Raw genomic sequence first — 18,472 nt, forward strand, 5'->3', positions numbered from 1 at the left:
ACAATGACCGCAAGCCAAGGGCCAGGAGAAGGCAACCACAAAATTACTTGTCAGGTATTTGTCTACGGCACGCTGAAGCCTGGAGAAAAGGCGTTTCGACGATTTTGCGAGCCCTACATTATTGACCAGCAGGAAGCCCTGGCCCCAGGTCGTCTCTACGATTTGTCCTTGGGCTATCCGGCCCTCACCCTAGAAGCGGGCTGGGTGGAAGGCACCCTGCTCACCTTCTCTAACACCGCCGCCTTGACTAAGCTGGATGAATTCGAGTCCTTTTATCCTGATCACCCTCAAGACAGCGAGTACCTAAGGGTTTGGCACGCTATCTATGCCCCTGATCAAACCTTCCTCACCCACGCCTGGGCCTACGCCATGACCAGGGAACAGGTGGAAGGCCTGGGGGGCCAGTGGCTCCCCGACGGACGCTGGAGCAGCTCATAGCCATCCATTTTCCGCCCCCGATCCCCAACGGTTTTTCCTGTGGCTCAACTCTACTACCTCCTCCGCGCCCAGGCCGATGGCCGCTATTTGGTTGCCCGCCCCCGCACCGAAGACCCTGCTCAGTCCGGCGGGTTTTTGCTGGTGTTCAAGGCCGACTACGACGCCCTCAGCTACCTCAATGCCCACGCCCCCGACTTGAGCGAACAGTTTTCGGTGGAAGCCATCACTCCCCCTAACCTCAAGCCCCTGCTGAGCCGCTGGAATTTTCAAGGTCTAGGCATGGTCAACGATCCGCGCCTGCCCCAAATTGACTTCTTCAACCGCACAGCGGAGCCCTAGCGCCCAACCTGGGCCTGATGCCGACGGAAACCTTTTCTAAAAGAAAAAGCGGCGGTGCTAGGATGAAAGACTGCAACAGTTTGTAACGCCGTCACCACCACCTTAGAGGTCGGAGCGGATCGACCGGGACGGCACTTTTGATTGCCCGGTTGCGTCACTGGCACAGGTGGCTCAATAGCCTCGGATCGCAGACGTTAGAGTTTTGGCTGATCCACACACCCTGTTGTATCCATCTAGACGGTTTTTTCGGAGGTAATCCATGACATCCCCCAAGCAGCCCCTGCGTTTCGCGATGTTGGCCCTGGCAGCGGCGACCCTGGCCACGGGTGTGGGTGTAGCGTTGCCACAGCCCGCGCCAGCCCAATCGGGGTTAACCATTTTTGGCGGCGTTGCCCCCGAATTTCGCCTACGCTACCTGATTGATTTCAACCGCCCCCGCAGCCGCAACAGCCGCTACTACCTGCAAGTGGCCCGCGCCATGGTGACTCAAGACATTGTTTCCTTTGAAATTGAGTACCCCGAATCCTTTACGGAACGGCGAGGACGGCTAGACATGAACGCCATTGAGCTCCGCCAGGGAGACTGGCGTGGCGGTGCGGTGATCCCGGTGCAAAGCATTGAGTGGGAAGAGGGCTCCGGTCGGATTGTGATCACCCCCGAAGAACCCATCCCGGCCAACAGTAACTTTGTGATTGTGATGAGTAACGTCGTCAACCCCAATCGCTACGGCTACCACTACTTCAACCTGAACGCTATGTTCCAGGGCGACGTCATTGGTCGGTATGTGGGCACCTGGCCCCTAGAACTCGGAGCGGACTAGAGCTATTTGGGCTCATTGCCCCTCTCCCCTGAACTAGACCCCTTGATCGTCTGGCATCAAGGGGTTTTCGTTTGGGCAGTTCTCCCGCCCGCCGCTACGGAATCAGGGTCTCGGCGATGGTTTCTAGGATGCGGGTAACGGGGTGATCGGGGTAGTTGAGGACAAAGATGCCACTGCTGGCCAACACCATGAGATCGTCGGAGTGGGGAATAACCCCGGCGACATCGGCGTTGTAGGTCGATTGAACCCTAGCTTTGAGTTCGTCGGGATCAAACACATCGGGGGCTTTGTTGACAGCGATCAGCAGCCGCTCCACCTGAAGCTTGCGAGCCACATCAACGGTGACGGCGGTGCCTTGGTAGTCTTGCTGGTCGGGCCGCAGCAGCAACAGCAGCACGTCGGAAATGGTAATGGAGAGCAGGGTTTCTTCGTTGAGGCCGGGGTGGGTATCAATGATGAGGTAGTCCAGCTTAAAGTCTTTGATCACCTTGCGGTAGCCGTCATTGAGGCGATTGACGTCGTAGCCCTCCCGCAGCACCCGCGCAATGTCGCTGGTTTTGATGCTGGAGGGCAGTAGAAAGAGCCCCCCTCCCCGACCACTGGTGAGCAGGTAGGAAATATCGTAGACCGCATCCTTAACGTCAATTTTTCCCCAGAGATAGTCATTCAGGGAGGCTTGGATATTCTCTTTACCAAAGCCAAACAAAACGTGCACCCCAGGGGACTGAATGTCGGTATCGACGACCGCCACCCGATACCCTTTTTGGGCCAAAATCACCGCTAAGTTAGACACGGTATTCGATTTCCCCGTGCCGCCTCGGTAAGAATGTACTGAAACAACTTGCGCCATAAAACCGAAATCCAATAACTTCCCATACAGCCCGACCAACCAGGCCCAACTCACCAAGATAGCCCCAAACTAGCCCCCGCCGCTGTTCCCCATCCTAGGTAAAAACTGCCCTGCTGGCACTGGCGTTTAGGGATACCTTGCCCGCGAGACTTCTGCTGAGGCTCTGGTCTTCCCCGATCCTCCCCGATCCTCCCCGATCCTCGCTCCGCTATCCTTTACCGTGTACAGTAGGTTCCTTCAGGATGTTCTCTTTGCCATGGGCCTAGGCCAAGCGCGTAGTGGCCCCATCCCATCCCCCCAGGGGAGCAGGGGGAGACCGTAAGGAAGACTGAGGATTTAGAAGACCGAGGATTGGGATGGGCCTAGATCTAGTACTACTAACCATCTACCTGATTTGTATCGGATCGCTGGCCTATCAGATGGTGCTGGCGGCGGAGGCGGGGGTGGAGGTGCGCGTCACCTGTCTCCCCGATGCTGATATCCTAGGGCGGGCGCTGGCGGATCAGTTAGCCCGCCAAGGGCTGTCAGCAGAGTCGGGCCAGGTGGTGATGGAAATGCCGTCACCGCTGAAGCCGCAGATGGGGCTAACCCTCACCCCCCCGGCCCTGCGGGGTCAGCCGCCGGGAGATCCCACAGGGCAGATTGCGGTGCAGGTCATTCCCCAGGGGCCACAGCCTCTCAAACCCCTAACGGGGCTGACGGTGCAGGTGCTGAACCAAACCCAGGGCTTTCAGGTAGTGGTGGATTGGGATCGCAGCTCTTTCACCCAAGGGAAGGATCAGGCCCGACGGGTAATTCGCCACACCCCTGGCACCCGCATGGACTTGGGCCTGCCCCAGGTGATGAGTGTGGTTAACCCCAACCAGTTGCTGAGCGCCGTAGCCACCAGCGAAGACTGCTTCCGCCTTAACCCCGATACCCAACTGCTGCACCTGGCGGTTCCCCTCGTGGATCCTAACCAACTGCTCACCTTAGACCCCCCAGATCGAATCTATGCCTTAGATTTAGCCCTGAACATCACCCCGGTGATTGGGCGGGGGGCGCGGCCCCTGGTGCTGCTGCTGCCCTTTCGGTTTCGGGTAGAGCGACGTGTGGGCCAGTCTCCCCTGCCCTTTCGGCGCTGGCTGGGCAAACGCTAGGGGGCGTCCGACCCTGGGAGGGCTAGGTGGTAGGCCACCAATTTTGTTCTTTGGCGAGGGGCGTCAGCACGGTCAACCCCTGGGGGATGCAGTCGATATCAACGGGGGTGGTGCCAATAATTTCGCCATCGACCACCACAGGGCGGGGGGTGTCCGTTGTAATTTTGACCCGCGACCCGCGCAGGCAGAGGATGCCTTCGTGGGTGGTGGGGCTGCTGACAAGGGCTGAGGCAAAGAGGCTGGTGAGGGCGCTAATGGCCTGCATACGAGTTTTGACGGTGCTGATGGTAATGTCGAGGAGGCCATCGGCGTAGCGCACTTCCCCAAACCCCTGGGCCAAGACGGAGGTAGCCGGGGCCGCGTTGGCAATGGTGATGGCGGAGGTAGTAAAGCTGCCCTTGAGGATCTGTTCCTCGCTGTGTTCTGCACCTTCGAGTTCGAGGGTGGCTTCAAAGGTATCGGCTTCGCTGAGCTGCTGCACTCCGGCCATGAGGTAGGCCAAGGCCCCAAAGCGATTTTTCATTTCGCGGTTGGCTCGGTTGACGTAGTCGGCCTCAAACCCCAGCCCCGCCAGCAAAATCATGGGCCTACCGTTGCAGCGGGCGATATCTACGGTGCGGGTATTGCCCGCCAGAATGGTTCCGCAGGCTCCCTGAATGCCCGTGGGAATGCCCAGGGCGACGGCAAAGGCGTTGGCTGTGCCACGGGGAATAATGCCGAGGGGAATCCCGGTTTCCATCACGGCCCCCGCCACCTCCGAGACGGTGCCATCGCCACCGGAGGCAATCACTAAATCCGGCCCCTTGGCCAAGGCCTCCCGTGCTTGGTCGGCGGCGGCCACATCGGGGCTGGTGACAATCACGTTCACCTGCACCTGGGGTTCTAGCAGCCGCTTAATCAGGGCGAGGTCGTTGTCAGGGTTGCCTTGGCCGGAGACAGGATTGAAGATCAACTGGGCAATACGCGCCTTGCCGATGTGCTTGATCACCGCCTCTGCGGTCGCGAGGTTGGTGGCCACCGGGATGTTATGCACCTCACACACCCGTAGCAGGGCACGAATGTCTGGCTCGTGGGGTTGGGCGTAGAGCGGATCAATGAGGAAAATGACCGCAGCAACCTCGCCCACCGCCACGCGGGCCGCGATTTGGGCATCGCCCCCCAAGGGCCCAGACAGCAGACATTCCACCGATAGCCCCGCCTGCTGCAAGCGCCCGCCCGTGGTGCCCGTGGCAATCAGGTGATAGCGGGATAAAATCCCCTTAAATCGCTGGCCAAAGGCCACCATGTCATCTTTTTTGCCGTCGTGGGCAATTAGGGCAATTTGGGTGGGCATGGGGAGGTGGGGGAATGAGTTGGCCAGGGCAATCTACCCCAGGAAAGATGGCCCGGTGGAGATTGTCCTGTAGAGATAGCTAGGATAGCGCAGCCTAAACCAGCCGTGGGGCTAGCCGCTGGTGACGGACAGCCCATCCACCAGCACCGAGGGAGTGTAGCAGGATCCGTTCCAGTCGGCATCGGCACCGAGGTCTAGGTTGTCCTTGAGGGCGCTGTAGACGTTGCCCGCCACCATGGTGTCCTTCACGCGCCCGACAATTTGGCCCCGGTGGATGTGGTAGCCCAGGTCGATATTGACGGAAAAGTCGCCGGAGATACCCGCCCCGCCGCCCAGGATTTGATCCACCAAAATGCCGTGGTCGATGCTGGCAATCAGCTGATCTAGGGTGCGCTGTCCGGGGGTAATGAGGGTGTTGTAGAGGCTGGGGGTGGGGTAGCTGCCGAGGCCCGGTCGAAAGCCGTTCCCCGTAGACTGGCCCCCTAGCTGTTGGCCCACCTTGCGGTCGCAGTAGAACAGCGCCAGGACGCCTTTCTCAATGAAAACTAACCGCTGGGTGGGGGTGCCTTCGTCGTCAAAGGGACAGCTAAAGGGGCCAGCCTCCGGGTCTTGGTAGAGGGTGATAGCGGGAGAAATCATCCCCTGCCCTAGGCCATCGCTCCAGGGGGAGGATCGTTCTAGCACCCGCTTACCGCTGAGGGCGGCCTGGAGGGTGCCCCACAGCATATCCGCTGCCTTAGCCGTAAACAGCACAGGGAGCCGCCCAGAGATGACCGAGGCCGAAGTCTCCGCCCATTGCAGCCGCTGGATCAGTTGCTCTGCTAGGCTGACCACATCTAAACTATCGCGCTGGGTCTGACCATCGCTGACGCTTAGAAAGTCGTCCCCCCGAACCCAATCGGCGGAGGCATAGCCGCTGAGCGTGGTGTCGCTGTAGGCGCAATCTAGCCCCTGGCTGTTGAGGATGCGGGTGGTTTCCAGGTCGCACTCCATTTCCACGCCGCAGATCACCTCTGGGTAGGCGGCCCGCACCCGGTCAATCACCGCTTGCCCCCAGGTGATTAACTGATCCACAGGCACCGTCTGGCCCAGGTCGGGATAGCGCTGGCGGCTGCCCGACGTGAGGTTGACAGGCTCAGGATCGTTGAGGGCGCTAATGGCCATGGCCTTGTCTACAATGGGCTGAGGATCCACTGGCCCGTAGGCCACCGCCAAACCGGGCCGACCCTTCACCCACAGCCGCAGCGCCGTTCCTAGCGCCGCCGAGCTTTCCAGTTGCTTCAGGCGGTTGGCTTCAAAAAACACCGGACGCGACTGGGAGCGCGACTGGAGCACCTCCGCCGCCTCCGCCCCCGAACGTAGGGCCAGATCGAGGAGTTTCTCAGCAAGGGAATCGTCCGTGAGGCCAGCAACCATAGACGGGGCTATCCAAGGTAAATCAATGTCTTCCCATCTTCCTGGATTGTGGTACCCCTGGAAAGCCTATTCCTTCTACGGTGCTCACGGCATAGCCTCGATTGCGGTCTATTTAATCCAGCCCTTTGCCACACCACCAGACCCGCCACCACTCTAGACGAGGCCCCTAGCTGCACTAAACCCAATCTTGACTAAAGCCGATGGCGGGATTTGAACCCGCGACCGCTCGATTACGAATCGAGTGCTCTACCACTGAGCCACATCGGCATAGGAACTCACAGTCAATTAGTATAACAGGGTGGGTCGTCTATGGATGGCCCTTTTCCCCAGGGATGGGGGAGGAATTTTTTGAGGAGCCCCTGCAATGACCCTGCCCGATGCGCCGCCGCCCAATCGCCCCCCCCAGGGTATGAGCCCTGAGCGGTATGCCCGACTGCGGGCGGAGGCGAAAGCCCCCTATCGAGGATTGCGGCGGGTGGTTTATCTAACGGCGGGGGCATCGGCAGCTATTGGGGCATTTATTATGATCACCCAGGGGCTGGCGGGGCGGGCCACGGCGGATTTGGGCCTCAATCTGCTGATTCAGTTTGGGGTGCTCGGAACAGCGGGGCTATTGCTGTGGCTGGAGAGTCGGGGTGCCAAAAAGACGGACTAGGGCGGTTGGCCCGTCGGTGAGCAGGCCAATTGGTCTTGGGCTATCTCCTGAAGACAACGGGCAGGCGGACTGATTCGTAGTCCAGGCTACTCATTTGTCTACATACAGACTCTATATCTAGAACCAGACGGCAGCCCTCCCTTGAGAGGGGTCTGCGGTTTTTAGCTGTTTTTTAGCAAATTCTTCTGGTAACGGAGTCCTTTCAAGATGACCGCATTTCGCCCCCTATTAGGTTCTCTTTTGCTGGCCGCATCGCTGACGGTGATGGGCTGTGCGGGTACCACAGAGGTCGCCACCCCTGATACTGCTGAGACCACGACCGACGCCGCTGCCCCCAACACAGCGGATCTCACCCCCGTGAGGTTCACGCTATCTTGGCTGTTTCAGGGGGTGGATGCGCCCTTAGCCATCGCCCTAGAACGGGGCTACTTTGCTGAGGAAGGTCTGGATGTCACCTTTGAGCGGGGCTTTGGTTCCGCCGATTCCATCACCAAAATCGCCGCTGGGCAGTACGACATCGGCGAAGGGGATATGTACTCGATGATGGAGTTTAACGAGAAAAACCCTGACCAACAACTGGTGGCGGTGGCTATTAAGTTCAACCGTTCTCCCTTTGTGATTGTCACCAAAGCCGATTCTGAGTTTAGCGAACCAGCCAAACTGGGCGGGGCCAACCTAGCGGCTCCGGCGGGGGATGGGCCACGGCGACTGTGGCCTGTGCTAGCTCAGGAGGTAGGGGCCGACCCTAACAGTGTGCAGTGGACGAATGTGGAACCCCAACTGCGGGAGAGTATGCTGGCCCAAAACAACGCGGACGGGATTTCCTGCTTCTCCATCTCCTGTCTGCCCGTGCTTAGCCAAAAACTGGGCTTGCCCCAGGAAAGCCTCAACGTGTTCTACTACAACGACCACGGCCTCGACCTCTACGGCAACGCCCTGATTGTCCGGCGAGACTTCTTGGAGGCGAATCCTGAGGTGGTGCGGGGCTTTGTGGCGGCCTACATCCGGGGCCTACAGGCCACCCTCGCCGATCCCGAAGCCGCCCTCGCCGTTGTGACCGAATATGCCGATGACGAACTCTTTGATACCGCCATCGAGGCTGAGCGGATGCAGATCGCCATGGAGCGGCTGTATACCGGGCCAGAAACGGCAACCATCGGTCTAGGCGGCGTGGATCCAGATCGCCTAGAGGCCACTATTGCCCAAGTGGCTGAGGGCTTTGGCCTCACCACGGTGCCCAGCATTGAGGCGGTGTTTGACCCCAACTATCTGCCGCCCCAATCTGAGCGGATGCTCTAGGGGCCTAGCGTAGCCGGAGCCCCTAGGATCCTCGTTTCTGGGGAATCCTAGGGGCCTTTGAGACAGCTATTGCGCGGCCTGCTGCCGGATCAACTGCTGCACCGCCGTCAGGGTGCGGTTCAGTTCGGGGCCTTTGTAGGCGGGGTTGGCGTCAAAGGCTTGCTGCTCCTGCTCCAGCATCAGCACGTCCTCCCGCACCAGCCGCCGCAGCACAAAGCTGGCGGAGTTAGTAAAGGCGTTTTTGAAGAAGCGCCGCACGGCTTCGGGGGTTTTGTGCAGCTTGGGGAAACGCCCCAAAGAGGTGAAGTGCAGCAGGTAGGCGCGGGTGTGGGTCTCGCTGATGGGGCAGAAGAGGCAGTAGATTTTGAAGTCTTCCCCCAGGGTAGACATCCAGTGGGGGTAGTAGTAGTACACGTCCAGGGGTTCGGGGTGCAGTTTCCGCAGGGCAGGGATGAGCAACTGGGTGGCCGACCAAATTTTGTCGATGCGGTAGTAGCTTTCGGCGTCGTAGTGGGCGTGGACGTGGTTCTCGTCGGCTTCTAGACCTGCCAGGACGGCATTGGCCCACACCTGTGCCCCGCCATGGAGGTGGCCGTGGTACATATCCATCAGGTTTTCGATCAAAAACGAGTAGTGGGATTGCACGTCAATCACCGCCACCGACCCAATGAAGTTGAGGTGGTCAAACTCTGGTACGCCCATGGGTTTGACCTGATCCGCTAAGTCCGCTTCCCCCGGAAACAGCCAGATAAAGCCGTCCATTTCCTTCACCGGATAGGTGCGTAGGGTGCAGGTGGGCAGCTTTTGCTGGGGTTCTAGGTAGGGAATGTGGGCGCAGGTGCCGTTGGGGGCAAACTGCCAGCCGTGGTAGGCGCAGGTGATGTTGTCGCCCTCAATGGTGCCCTCACTCAGCTTGACCTGACGGTGGGGACAGCGATCCTCCACCGCCACCGCCTGCCCCTGGCTGTTGCGGTAGAGCACAATCGGCTGGTGCCACAGGGTGCGGGCGAGGGGTTTGTCCGTCAGCTCTGTGCTTTGGGCCACCACATACCAGTGGTTGAGGTTGATGCCCAACTGCCGCAGCGCCTTGGCCTTAGGCTGCGCGACTGGTTTAGGGGATTCGGCCACCGCCGTCACCGATTGCAGGTCAATTACATCCATCGCTTGGCTCACTTGGTAATGCTGTGTTGTGATGGCAACCCATCAAGGTCAACTCCGGTTATTCCGATAATTCCGATCAGATAATTCCGATCAAAGTATAGGGGAAGGCCCACCGGAAGGCCCGCCTGCTCTAGCCTTGGAAGCGCCCTAGGTAAGAACGCTCGATAGTCTACTTTACGAAGCCTGAGCCGATTCGTAAACTAGCTTGGCCTTGCCTTGGGTCGCGACGAAGGGCACGACGGCATCCCCCGATCACCCATAGGACTGATCTACAATGATCTTCGAGCCTTCCTGGGCGTGGCTAGGCCCTGGTCGAACGTGCGTCCCGACCTAATATTCCCCCGTGTTTCCAGCCTCAATCCCCCTCTCTCAATCCTGAATCTCTCTCCTGAGTCTATGAACATTTCCGGCTGGTCTATTCGTCGCCCTGTACCCATCATCGTGACCTTTTTGGTGCTGACCCTGGCGGGGCTGTTGTCCTTTGGGCAGTTGGGCATTGACGAAAACCCCAATATCGAGTTTCCCGCCGTCACCGTCACTGTGACCCAGGTGGGGGCGGGGCCGGAGGAACTGGAAACCCAGGTGACGCGCAAGATTGAGGATGCCGTGGCCGGATTGGGCGACATCGACGAAATCCGCTCCACGGTGCGGGATGGCGCTTCGACGACGGTGATTTCCTTCATCCTTGGTACCGATGTGGATCGGGCCACCAACGACGTGCGGGATGCGGTGACGCGGATTCGCAGTGACCTTCCTGGCAACAGCCAGGAACCCGTGATTCGGCGGCTGGAGTTTGGCGGCAGCGCCATGGTGACGTACGCCGTGAACTCAGATCGGCGATCCGTGGAGGAACTGAGTGACCTGGTGGATCGCACCATCAGTCAGGAAATTTTGACCGTGCCCGGTGTGGCGCGGGTAGACCGGGTGGGCGGCGTTGACCCAGAAATTCGGGTTGATTTGGATCCGCAACAACTGGATGCCCTCGGCATTACCGCCACCCAGGTGAACGACCAAATCCGCGCATTGAACATCAACCTGCCCAGCGGACGGGCCACCCTGAGCGGGCAGGAACAAAGCTTCCGTACCCTGGGCAGTGCCGAAACGGTGGAGGATATGCAGTCTGCCCGGATTGTGCTGCCCAATGGTGCCACGGTGCCCCTCACCAGTCTGGGCCAGGTGTCCCTAGATTTTGGCGAGGTGCGGCAGGCGGCTAATCTCAGCGGCGACCCCGTGGTGGCGTTCCAGGTCTTTCGCAGCACGGGCAGCGTCCTCGTCTCGGTGGAGGATGGCGTGACGGCTGCGGTGGAGCGGCTGCGGCAAACCCTGCCGGAGGATGTCAGCCTAGAGCTCATCTTCACCCGCGCCACGGAAATCCGTGATTCCTACCAGGCTTCTATCGACTCCCTGATCCTCGGCTGTATTTTGGCGGTGGTGGTGGTGGGCGTGTTCCTGCGCGACTGGCGGGCCACGCTGATTACGGCCACGGCCCTGCCCCTGTCGATTATCCCCACCTTTTGGGTGCTGGGCTGGTTCGACTACACCCTCAACAGCATGACCCTGCTGGGCCTCACCCTGGCGGTGGGCAACCTGGTGGACGATGCGATTGTGGAAATCGAGAACGTCGAGCGCCACATCCGCATGGGCAAACGGCCCTTCCAGGCGGCGCTGGATTCCACCGCAGAAGTCGGTCTGGCGGTGGTGACGACGACGGCCACCATCGTGGCGGTGTTTCTGCCCGTGGCCTTCATGGGCGGCATTCCGGGGCAGTTCTTCCAGCCCTTTGGGGTGACGGTGGCCACGGCGACGGTATTCTCCACCATCGTGGCCCGCACGGTGACGCCGATGATGGCGGCCTACCTGCTCCAATCCAAACCCCAGACCGTCTTCGGCGATGATCCCCTGGAAACCTTTGACAGCAACGGCACCCGTCGCCGCCCCGGTCTCTACCAACGGCTGCTGCGCTGGGCCTTGCGCCACCGAGGTGTGACCCTGGCCCTGGCCCTGATTTTCTTCGTGGGCAGTCTGCGTCTGGTGCCCTACATTCCCACCAACCTGTTCGATGCCAGCGACTCCGGCCTCTCCACCATCACCGTGGAACTGCCCCCCGGTGCCACCCTGGCCGATACCCAGCGGGCCACCACCCAAGTCACCGATGGCCTGCTAGAAAACCCCGCCGTTTCCGCCGTGCTGTCCACCGAGGGCGGCGAAAGCGGCGTCAACCAAGCCACCCTCTACGTGCGCCTGCTGCCCAGAAACGAGCGTGAGGTCTCCCAACGCCAGTTTGAGCAGGAGATTCGCCCCCTGTTTGAACAGGTGCCCGGTGCCCGCGTCACCTTCCAAAGCCAGGGGGCCGGGGGCGAAAGCAAGGATCTCACCGTCGTCCTCAAAAGCGATGACCCCATTGCCCTCCGGGAAACCTCCGACGCCCTCACCCGCGAAATGCGCGGCGTCCCTGGCCTGGTGGATGTCAGCTCCAGCGCCAGCCTAGTGCGGCCAGAGGTGCAGATCATCCCTGACCGCGACCGCGCCGCCGACCTGGGTGTGACCGTGCAAGCCATCGCTGGCACTGCCTCCCTCGCCACCCTGGGCGACACCGACGCCAACCTAGCGGACTTCAACCTGGGCGACCGCCAAATCCCCATCCGCGTCCAAATCGCCCCCGAATTCCGCGACGACCCCATCCTGCTGCAAACCCTGCGCGTGCCCAGCCAAACCGGAGCCCTGGTACCCCTTTCCGCCGTCGCCGAGGTGCGCTTTGGCAGCGGCCCTGCCCAAATCGACCGCTTCGACCGCTCTCGCCAAGTCACCGTCGGCGGCAACCTCCAGGGCATCACCCTCGGCCAAGGGCTGGCCCTAGTGGATGACCTGCCCACCATGCAAAATCTGCCCGCCGCTGTCACCCAGCAGCCCGCCGGGGAAGCGGAAATCATGCGCGACATCTTCACCCGCTTTGGCCTCGCCCTGGCCACGGCGGTACTGATGATCTTCGCCGTCCTCGTCCTGCTCTACAACAGCTTCATCTACCCCGTGGCGGTGATGGCCGCCCTACCCCTCTCCGTCGGCGGTGCCCTGCTGGGCCTGCTCATTTTCCAAAAACCCCTCGGACTCTTCGCTCTAATCGGCATCGTGCTGCTGATGGGCCTTGTCACCAAAAACGCCATCCTGCTGGTGGACTACGCCCTCATGGCCAAGGAACGGGGCAAAACCCGCCGTGATGCCGTTGTGGAAGCCGGAGTCACCCGTTTTCGCCCGATTTTGATGACCTCCATCTCCACCATGGCTGGGATGGTGCCCATCGCCCTCGAACTCGGTGCAGGCGGCGAAACCCGCAGCCCCATGGCCATCGCCGTCATCGGCGGCTTCACCACATCCACCCTGCTCACCCTCGTCGTGGTGCCCGTCCTCTACACCTACATCGACCGCCTGAATAGCATGATCGGCAATCTCATCCACCGCCTCACCGGGGGCGACTCCACCCCCCAGCCCCCCACCCCCCAAGAAGTTCCGCCCAAGGAGTATACGCTGAGTAAATAGCCCCCAAATAGCCCTATAATAGGTATCCGTTGGTCATTGGCCAGCGCACCTCGCGGGTGTAGTTCAGTGGTAGAACGTCAGCTTCCCAAGCTGAATGTCGTGAGTTCGAGTCTCATCACCCGCTTTCAAAATGGCCCGCAAGAGTTCTGGCAGTGCTAATCTGAGCTACCAAGATTTCCATAATGGCTATGGCAAATACGCTTTCAACGGCAGAACTTCAGTCGGCCCAGTCGCTTTTGCAACACTACGCTCCGGCCCAGACGGCCCTGGAAAATCTGCACCAGCACCGGGGCAACCTGGAGGCCAGCCTGGAGGATTTGGCGATGGCGGCGGCGGGGTCAGCGGTCTATGGGGAGACGGATCGGGGCGGCGGCAAGACCCTGCGCCAGGTGCTATTGGCGAACCTGCGGCGGGAGTTGTGTGGTGATGACAGCTTTCGGGAAAAGGTGGAGGAATACAACAAAAACCCGGCCCAGGCGGCTCTGCTAACGGGGTTGATTGTCTATGTGGTGGAGCTGGTGGCGCTGCCCTGGATGAGTCCGGCCATTGCGACGGTGGCGGTGCTGTGGATTCTCAAAATTGGCCTGCGCACGTTCTGCGACTATACGGAACCTGCTGAAACCCAGCGTGGTGGGTGATGTCGGTGCCTAGCTTTTCGGGGGTGCATTGCTTCGCGAATGGCACCCTACCACTTCAATAACGGTGCCGACCGCTACCACAGTGCAGTGGTAGGGTTTTTCTCAACTTGCACTAGCCAGATCATCACCACGGTGGGCTGCATAACCGAAGTAATGTTGCTGCATCGGTGCTCTAGAAATCTGGAGACAGAATCTCATCGAGGGTGAGGTGGTCGAGCCACTGGGTGCGGTCTTTTGTGTAGTCGCCGTGGCCTTGGTCGAACTGTTTGATAAAGCGCACCGCATCAACATAGCCTAGGGTATCGACTAGGTCTTGAAAGCCTTGGTTGGGCGGTTCCGTGGGGGGCATGGGATTGTGGGATATGATCTGAGTGATGCAGCCTATGTTTATTAGCAGAGAGAGGTGGTTGAGATGCGATCACTCACCTATACTGTAGCGCTTTATCCCTCTGAGGAAGGGTATAGTGTGTCTTGCCTTGGGTTGCCGGGGTGCTGGTCTCAGGGAGAAACCGAGGCCGAGGCCATAGCCAATATTCAGGTGGCGATTCAAGAATATTTGGCCGCTATCGCAGAATTGGTTCCTAGTGATCAACGGCGCGAAGTGAATGTTTTGGTGTAGCATGGCTGCTTTTGAGGCGACGGAACAGGCTGGGCCGACGGTTTTGCAGCGGATGGGTGGCATTCCTCAGCATTTGCTTTCGGTGGGAGGATTGTCAGACCGTGATACCCGCCGAGCGTTGATTGCCGCAAGGATCCAAGCCCGCCATCAGGCTAGATCCTAATTTCCAATACGGTGATTTTGATATCGTCGCTCATAGATAGTGAGTAATTTCTACAAAGTCTTCATCGCTGTGGTCGGCGGGAGAAAATGAGGCTTCAATTTCGGCTTGTTCTTGGGTGTCCACATAGGGAAGGAGCAGGTCAAAGAACTTGAACCACTCTTCGCGCATCACCTCTCGGACGCTGTCTTTGATGAGCATCTTGAGTGCTTGTAAATCGAGGGAGGCGGTGGGTTCCATAGCGGTTCTGTATCTGGGTAGGGTGGGCCTGTCTCTATTGTGTACGACACTAAGGATCGCGGATTGAATAAGGTGTAATACTTTGGGTTGGGCTCTTATCCTAGAGAGGAAGCGAGAGGAGCCGATAGATGATCATTGCCTACCCTGCCTCCGTAGAAGCTCAAATGCAGCGGTACTACCAGTCGTTGTCCGAGAAGGATCGTCGCCGCTATGCGGCCATCGAAGCGATGAAATTAGGGTATGGCGGGCAAGCCCATCTTTGGCGACTCTTGGGATGCCATCACGCCACCTTGGCGCTAGGTCTAGCCGAACTGAACGATATTGCAGCCCTCGACCAGGAGCGAGTTCGCCAGCCTGGTGGGGGGCGAAAATCAGCCCTGGCCACCATGGCTGGCTTAGACGAGGCCTTTTTGCGGGTGCTGGAACGCCATACGGCGGGTTCTCCCATGGATGAAACGCTCAAGTGGACGAATCTCAAGCGCCACGAGATTGCCGCTTTGCTTCAAGACGAGGGCATCACGGTGAGTGTGACGGTGGTGGACCCGTTGTTAAAGAAGCACCATTTTCGGAAACGCAAAGCGGTGAAAGCGCTGGCCACGGGAACCAGTGAGCACCGTCATGAGCCATTTGAGACCATCGAGCGCTTGAAGGAGACCTATCAGGTAGCGGGCAACCCGGTGATGAGCATGGACACAAAAAAAGAGAATGGATTGGCCCGCTGTACCGGGAGGGCACCCTCTACACGCAGGAACCCATTGAGGTGTTTGACCACGACTGGGCCAGTCTGGCTACTGGAGTCGCCATTCCCCATGGGTTGTATGACCTGACGGATAACGTGGGCTACATCCACATCGGCACCAGCCACGATACCACCGAGTTTGCCTGTGACTCGATTCGCCATTGGTGGAACACCTATGGCAAAAGTCGCTACCCACTCGCCACCTCGATTTTGCAGTTATGCGATGGGGGAGGCCGCAATAGCTCACGCCATTACATTTTCAAGCAGGACTTGCAAGGGTTGGCCAATGAACTGGGAGTCGAAATTCCCATCGCTCACTATCCCCCGTATACCTCCAAGTACAATCCGATTGAGCATCGCTTGTTTCCCCATGTCTCACGGGCCTGTCAAGGCATGATCTTTGACCGTGTCCAGACGGTTCAAGACCTCATCGCCCGGACGACGACGCGCACCGGACTGAAGGTGTTTACGACCATCCTCGACAAGCCCTATCAAATAGGACGAAAAGTCGCTGAAGACTTCAAAGCTACGATGACGATTGTCTTTGATGATGTCTTACCACAATGAAACTACACTGCCGTCCCAGAAGTACAGGTTATTTAATCCACGTTCCTAAGTGTTGGGTTCCGCTTCGCTGCACCCAACCTACTTTGGAGATGTGTCAGGCAACCAGCCCTCCCAGTCCTGCCGCCGAGACTGCACCCAGGCGATACAATAATCTTCGCTATATGTAGCCCGTCCCTCCGTCCCCCAATCCCCCCATCGCCCTGTCCTCCATCCCAAAAAAGGAGCCCCGCCATCTACACCCGTCCCCTGGCCCGATTGATTGAAGAACTCCAGCGACTTCCTGGCGTTGGCCCCAAGTCGGCGCAGCGGTTGGCGTTGCACATCCTCAAGCGGCCCCAGGTGGAGGTACAAGCCTTGGCCCAGGCGTTGCTGGATGCGAAATCTCAGGTGGGGCAGTGTTCGGTGTGTTTTCACCTGTCGGCGGATCCGGTGTGCGACATTTGCCGTGCCCCCAGCCGCGATCCGCAAACCCTGTGTGTGGTGGCCGATTCGCGGGATGTGATCGCCATCGAAAAAACCCGCGAGTATCGGGGCAAATACCACGTCCTGGGCGGGCTGATTTCCCCCATGGATGGCATTGGCCCGGAACAGCTCAACATTGGCCCCCTGGTGCATCGGGTGAATAAGGAGGGCATTAAAGAAGTGATCATGGCCATCAGCCCCAGCATTGAGGGTGACACGACGACCCTGTACGTGGGCCAACTGCTGAAGCCCTTTACCCGCGTCACTCGCATTGCCTTTGGCCTGCCCATGGGCGGCGACCTGGAATATGCCGATGAAGTCACCCTGGCCAGGGCGCTAGAAGGGCGGCGGGATTTGGATTAGGGCACCGTCACTGGTGGGTTAGAGTAGAGAAAGCACGGCGAGGGCGGGGGCCTTCTGGGGTTAAGGCAGGGCACCGATGGGCGTATTTCTCTACTTTTTGCGGCATGGCCAGACCGCCTACAGCCTCACCGGGGGCTATTGCGGCAGGCCAGAAAATGATCCTGGGTTGACCCCAGAGGGCGTCGCCATGGCCGAAGAATTTGCCGAAACCTACGCCACCCTACCCTGGGCCGCCGCCTACGTGAGCCCCCTGCGGCGGGCGGTGGAAACGGCCAAGCCCCTCTGTCAGCGGGTGGGCATGGAGATGCAGTTGCGGGACGGCCTGCGCGAGGTGATGTACGGCATTTGGGAAGGGATGCACCCCACGGCGGTGGATCGGGAGCACCATGATGAGTATGTGGCGTGGCTGACCGACCCGGCCTGGTATGCCCCGGTGGGCGGCGAGCGGGCGGTGGACATTGCCCGACGGTCGGCCCAGGTGCTAGACGAAATTGAGCGCACCCACCATCACGGCCACATTCTCATCGTCTCCCACAAGGCCACCATTCGGATTATGCTCTGCACCCTGCTGGGCATTGACGTGGGCCGCTACCGAGACCGGATGGATATGCCCGTGGCCGCTGTCAGCGTGGTGGAATTGGCGAAACGGGGGCCGCTGTTCCACACCATCGCCGACCGCTCCCACCTCAGCGATGCCCTGCGATCCCTTCCTTCCACCTAAGGACGGCCCACTATGACCCTGAGGCTCTATCTGCTTCGCAACGCCGAAACTGAATACTGCCGCACCGGACGCTACTGTAGCCGCGACCGGGTGGACTTGACGGATCGGGGGCAGCAGATGGCCGAGTTCTTCGCCAAAGCCTACTATCAAATGGATTGGCAAGCCGTTTTTTGCAGCCCCCTCCACCACGCCATCACTACCCTTCAGCCCTTCTGTCGCGCCACTGGGCTTCAGGTGGAATGCCGCGACAGCCTGCGAGAACTGGGCTTTGGCAAATGGGAAGGGATGTCCCCCGCCGAGGTGAACACCCAATTTCACGACGATTACATTCGCTGGCTGGCCGACCCCGCCTGGAACAGCCCCACCCAGGGCGAAAAGGGCATCCACGTCGCCCGCCGCATCGCCGATGTGCTCTCTGAAGTGGAGGAAACCTACCCCGACGGCAACGTGCTGATTGTTTCCCACAAAGCCACCCTGCGGATCATGCTCTGTACCCTGCTGGGGGTGGATGTGGGCCGCTACCGGGATCGACTGGCTTGGCCCGTCACGTCCCTTTCCATTGTGGAGCTTCAGGACTATGGCCCCTTTGTGCGCCGATTCAACGACTGTAGCCACCTGCCCCTGCACCTGCGCCGCCCCTGGGCTGGCAACGGGTCGGATGGGTAGATGAGGCCATACAGCCCAAGCGCCAACCCGCCCACGGAACATCGCCAGAGGATCGGGCGTCCGGGAAGGGTGAAGGAGTGTTACAGTGCGGGAGAGCATCCCTTGCAGAAGATCACTACATTTGTTAATGGCACGGATAAAAGATTAAGGGGAAAATAAGGCCAAACTTCTTCCCCCAACTTCAGAAAAATATCAGTAAACTGAGATACGGAATCCCTGATTCCTGTCTGCATGTATCCAAAGTTCCCCTTGGATGCCCCCTCTTGGGGCAAAGTGCTTGATGAAAGCGTGTTTTTAATCTGAGGTTTAACTA

The 18,472-nt window shown here is 59.5% G+C and carries 19 protein-coding genes, 2 tRNA genes and 1 pseudogene; 15 read left to right on the forward strand and 7 right to left on the reverse strand.

The genetic code is table 11. The features are described 5' to 3' along the window. The first annotated feature begins 3 nt into the window (after positions 1-3). The 3 genes from GFS31_RS12400 to GFS31_RS12410 all read left to right on the forward strand — a co-directional run bounded on the left by GFS31_RS12400 (position 4) and on the right by GFS31_RS12410 (position 1,597). Positions 4-438, forward strand: a complete 435-nt coding sequence (locus GFS31_RS12400) for a gamma-glutamylcyclotransferase (protein WP_198805120.1) — start codon at positions 4-6, stop codon at positions 436-438. 39 nt (positions 439-477) lie between these two features. Then, complete coding sequence (locus tag GFS31_RS12405; RefSeq protein ID WP_198805121.1) at positions 478-777, forward strand: hypothetical protein; 300 nt, start codon at positions 478-480, stop codon at positions 775-777. 259 nt (positions 778-1,036) lie between these two features. Then, the gene (locus GFS31_RS12410; RefSeq protein WP_198805122.1) at positions 1,037-1,597 is read left to right on the forward strand and encodes a DUF2808 domain-containing protein; all 561 of its coding nucleotides are present in this window, start codon (positions 1,037-1,039) and stop codon (positions 1,595-1,597) included. Positions 1,598-1,691: 94 nt separating this feature from the next. Here the strand turns inward: GFS31_RS12410 and GFS31_RS12415 are convergent, their stop codons facing one another. After that, positions 1,692-2,447: a MinD/ParA family protein gene (locus GFS31_RS12415; RefSeq protein ID WP_198805123.1), complete on the reverse strand. Its 756-nt coding sequence runs from the start codon at positions 2,445-2,447 to the stop codon at positions 1,692-1,694. A gap of 356 nt (positions 2,448-2,803) precedes the next feature. Here GFS31_RS12415 and GFS31_RS12420 point away from each other — a divergent pair, with 356 nt between their 5' ends. Next, positions 2,804-3,586, forward strand: coding sequence for a hypothetical protein (locus GFS31_RS12420; protein ID WP_198805124.1), 783 nt, complete (start codon positions 2,804-2,806; stop codon positions 3,584-3,586). Positions 3,587-3,608: 22 nt separating this feature from the next. Here the strand turns inward: GFS31_RS12420 and mgsA are convergent, their stop codons facing one another. From mgsA to GFS31_RS12435, 3 genes are all read right to left on the reverse strand, one after another. After that, a complete protein-coding gene (gene mgsA, locus GFS31_RS12425) occupies positions 3,609-4,919 on the reverse strand; it encodes a methylglyoxal synthase (protein ID WP_198805125.1) in 1,311 nt (436 codons plus the stop codon). A gap of 111 nt (positions 4,920-5,030) precedes the next feature. After that, positions 5,031-6,335, reverse strand: coding sequence for a TldD/PmbA family protein (locus tag GFS31_RS12430; RefSeq protein ID WP_198805126.1), 1,305 nt, complete (start codon positions 6,333-6,335; stop codon positions 5,031-5,033). Between the two features lie 195 nt (positions 6,336-6,530). Then, a tRNA-Thr gene (locus GFS31_RS12435) sits at positions 6,531-6,602 on the reverse strand. A 97-nt stretch (positions 6,603-6,699) separates the two neighbouring features. On the opposite strand from GFS31_RS12435, the gene GFS31_RS12440 reads away from it, so the two are divergent. Both GFS31_RS12440 and GFS31_RS12445 read left to right on the forward strand, forming a co-directional pair. Next, positions 6,700-6,990: a DUF3493 domain-containing protein gene (locus GFS31_RS12440; protein WP_198805127.1), complete on the forward strand. Its 291-nt coding sequence runs from the start codon at positions 6,700-6,702 to the stop codon at positions 6,988-6,990. 207 nt (positions 6,991-7,197) lie between these two features. Beyond that, the gene (locus GFS31_RS12445) at positions 7,198-8,289 is read left to right on the forward strand and encodes an ABC transporter substrate-binding protein (protein ID WP_198805128.1); all 1,092 of its coding nucleotides are present in this window, start codon (positions 7,198-7,200) and stop codon (positions 8,287-8,289) included. 66 nt (positions 8,290-8,355) lie between these two features. Here the strand turns inward: GFS31_RS12445 and GFS31_RS12450 are convergent, their stop codons facing one another. Continuing rightward, positions 8,356-9,450, reverse strand: coding sequence for an aromatic ring-hydroxylating oxygenase subunit alpha (locus tag GFS31_RS12450; protein WP_198805129.1), 1,095 nt, complete (start codon positions 9,448-9,450; stop codon positions 8,356-8,358). Between the two features lie 396 nt (positions 9,451-9,846). On the opposite strand from GFS31_RS12450, the gene GFS31_RS12455 reads away from it, so the two are divergent. From GFS31_RS12455 to GFS31_RS12465, 3 genes are all read left to right on the forward strand, one after another. Further along, positions 9,847-12,984 (forward strand): efflux RND transporter permease subunit, encoded by a 3,138-nt coding sequence (locus tag GFS31_RS12455; RefSeq protein WP_198805130.1) that lies wholly within the window; start codon positions 9,847-9,849, stop codon positions 12,982-12,984. Positions 12,985-13,036: 52 nt separating this feature from the next. Continuing rightward, a tRNA-Gly gene (locus GFS31_RS12460) sits at positions 13,037-13,108 on the forward strand. Positions 13,109-13,172: 64 nt separating this feature from the next. After that, positions 13,173-13,622 (forward strand): hypothetical protein, encoded by a 450-nt coding sequence (locus GFS31_RS12465; RefSeq protein WP_198805131.1) that lies wholly within the window; start codon positions 13,173-13,175, stop codon positions 13,620-13,622. Positions 13,623-13,794: 172 nt separating this feature from the next. On the opposite strand, the gene GFS31_RS12470 is transcribed toward GFS31_RS12465, so the two are convergent. After that, on the reverse strand, positions 13,795-13,971 hold the full coding sequence (locus GFS31_RS12470) for a hypothetical protein (RefSeq protein ID WP_198805132.1): 177 nt from the start codon (positions 13,969-13,971) through the stop codon (positions 13,795-13,797). Between the two features lie 63 nt (positions 13,972-14,034). On the opposite strand from GFS31_RS12470, the gene GFS31_RS12475 reads away from it, so the two are divergent. Then, on the forward strand, positions 14,035-14,241 hold the full coding sequence (locus GFS31_RS12475; RefSeq protein ID WP_198805133.1) for a type II toxin-antitoxin system HicB family antitoxin: 207 nt from the start codon (positions 14,035-14,037) through the stop codon (positions 14,239-14,241). Position 14,242: 1 nt separating this feature from the next. Continuing rightward, positions 14,243-14,404: a hypothetical protein gene (locus GFS31_RS12480; RefSeq protein WP_198805134.1), complete on the forward strand. Its 162-nt coding sequence runs from the start codon at positions 14,243-14,245 to the stop codon at positions 14,402-14,404. Positions 14,405-14,434: 30 nt separating this feature from the next. Here the strand turns inward: GFS31_RS12480 and GFS31_RS12485 are convergent, their stop codons facing one another. Beyond that, positions 14,435-14,641: a hypothetical protein gene (locus GFS31_RS12485; RefSeq protein ID WP_198805135.1), complete on the reverse strand. Its 207-nt coding sequence runs from the start codon at positions 14,639-14,641 to the stop codon at positions 14,435-14,437. Between the two features lie 446 nt (positions 14,642-15,087). On the opposite strand from GFS31_RS12485, the pseudogene GFS31_RS21005 reads away from it, so the two are divergent. From GFS31_RS21005 to GFS31_RS12510, 4 genes and pseudogenes are all read left to right on the forward strand, one after another. Beyond that, positions 15,088-15,947, forward strand: a pseudogene (locus tag GFS31_RS21005) (ISAzo13 family transposase). A gap of 231 nt (positions 15,948-16,178) precedes the next feature. Next, complete coding sequence (recR, locus tag GFS31_RS12500) at positions 16,179-16,772, forward strand: recombination mediator RecR (RefSeq protein WP_198808193.1); 594 nt, start codon at positions 16,179-16,181, stop codon at positions 16,770-16,772. A 76-nt stretch (positions 16,773-16,848) separates the two neighbouring features. Then, complete coding sequence (locus GFS31_RS12505) at positions 16,849-17,493, forward strand: histidine phosphatase family protein (RefSeq protein WP_198805137.1); 645 nt, start codon at positions 16,849-16,851, stop codon at positions 17,491-17,493. 12 nt (positions 17,494-17,505) lie between these two features. Then, positions 17,506-18,159: a histidine phosphatase family protein gene (locus GFS31_RS12510; RefSeq protein WP_198805138.1), complete on the forward strand. Its 654-nt coding sequence runs from the start codon at positions 17,506-17,508 to the stop codon at positions 18,157-18,159. Positions 18,160-18,472 lie beyond the last annotated feature (313 nt).

Origin of the sequence: Leptolyngbya sp. BL0902 (assembly GCF_016403105.1) — a bacterium.
GTDB lineage: Bacteria > Cyanobacteriota > Cyanobacteriia > Phormidesmidales > Phormidesmidaceae > Nodosilinea.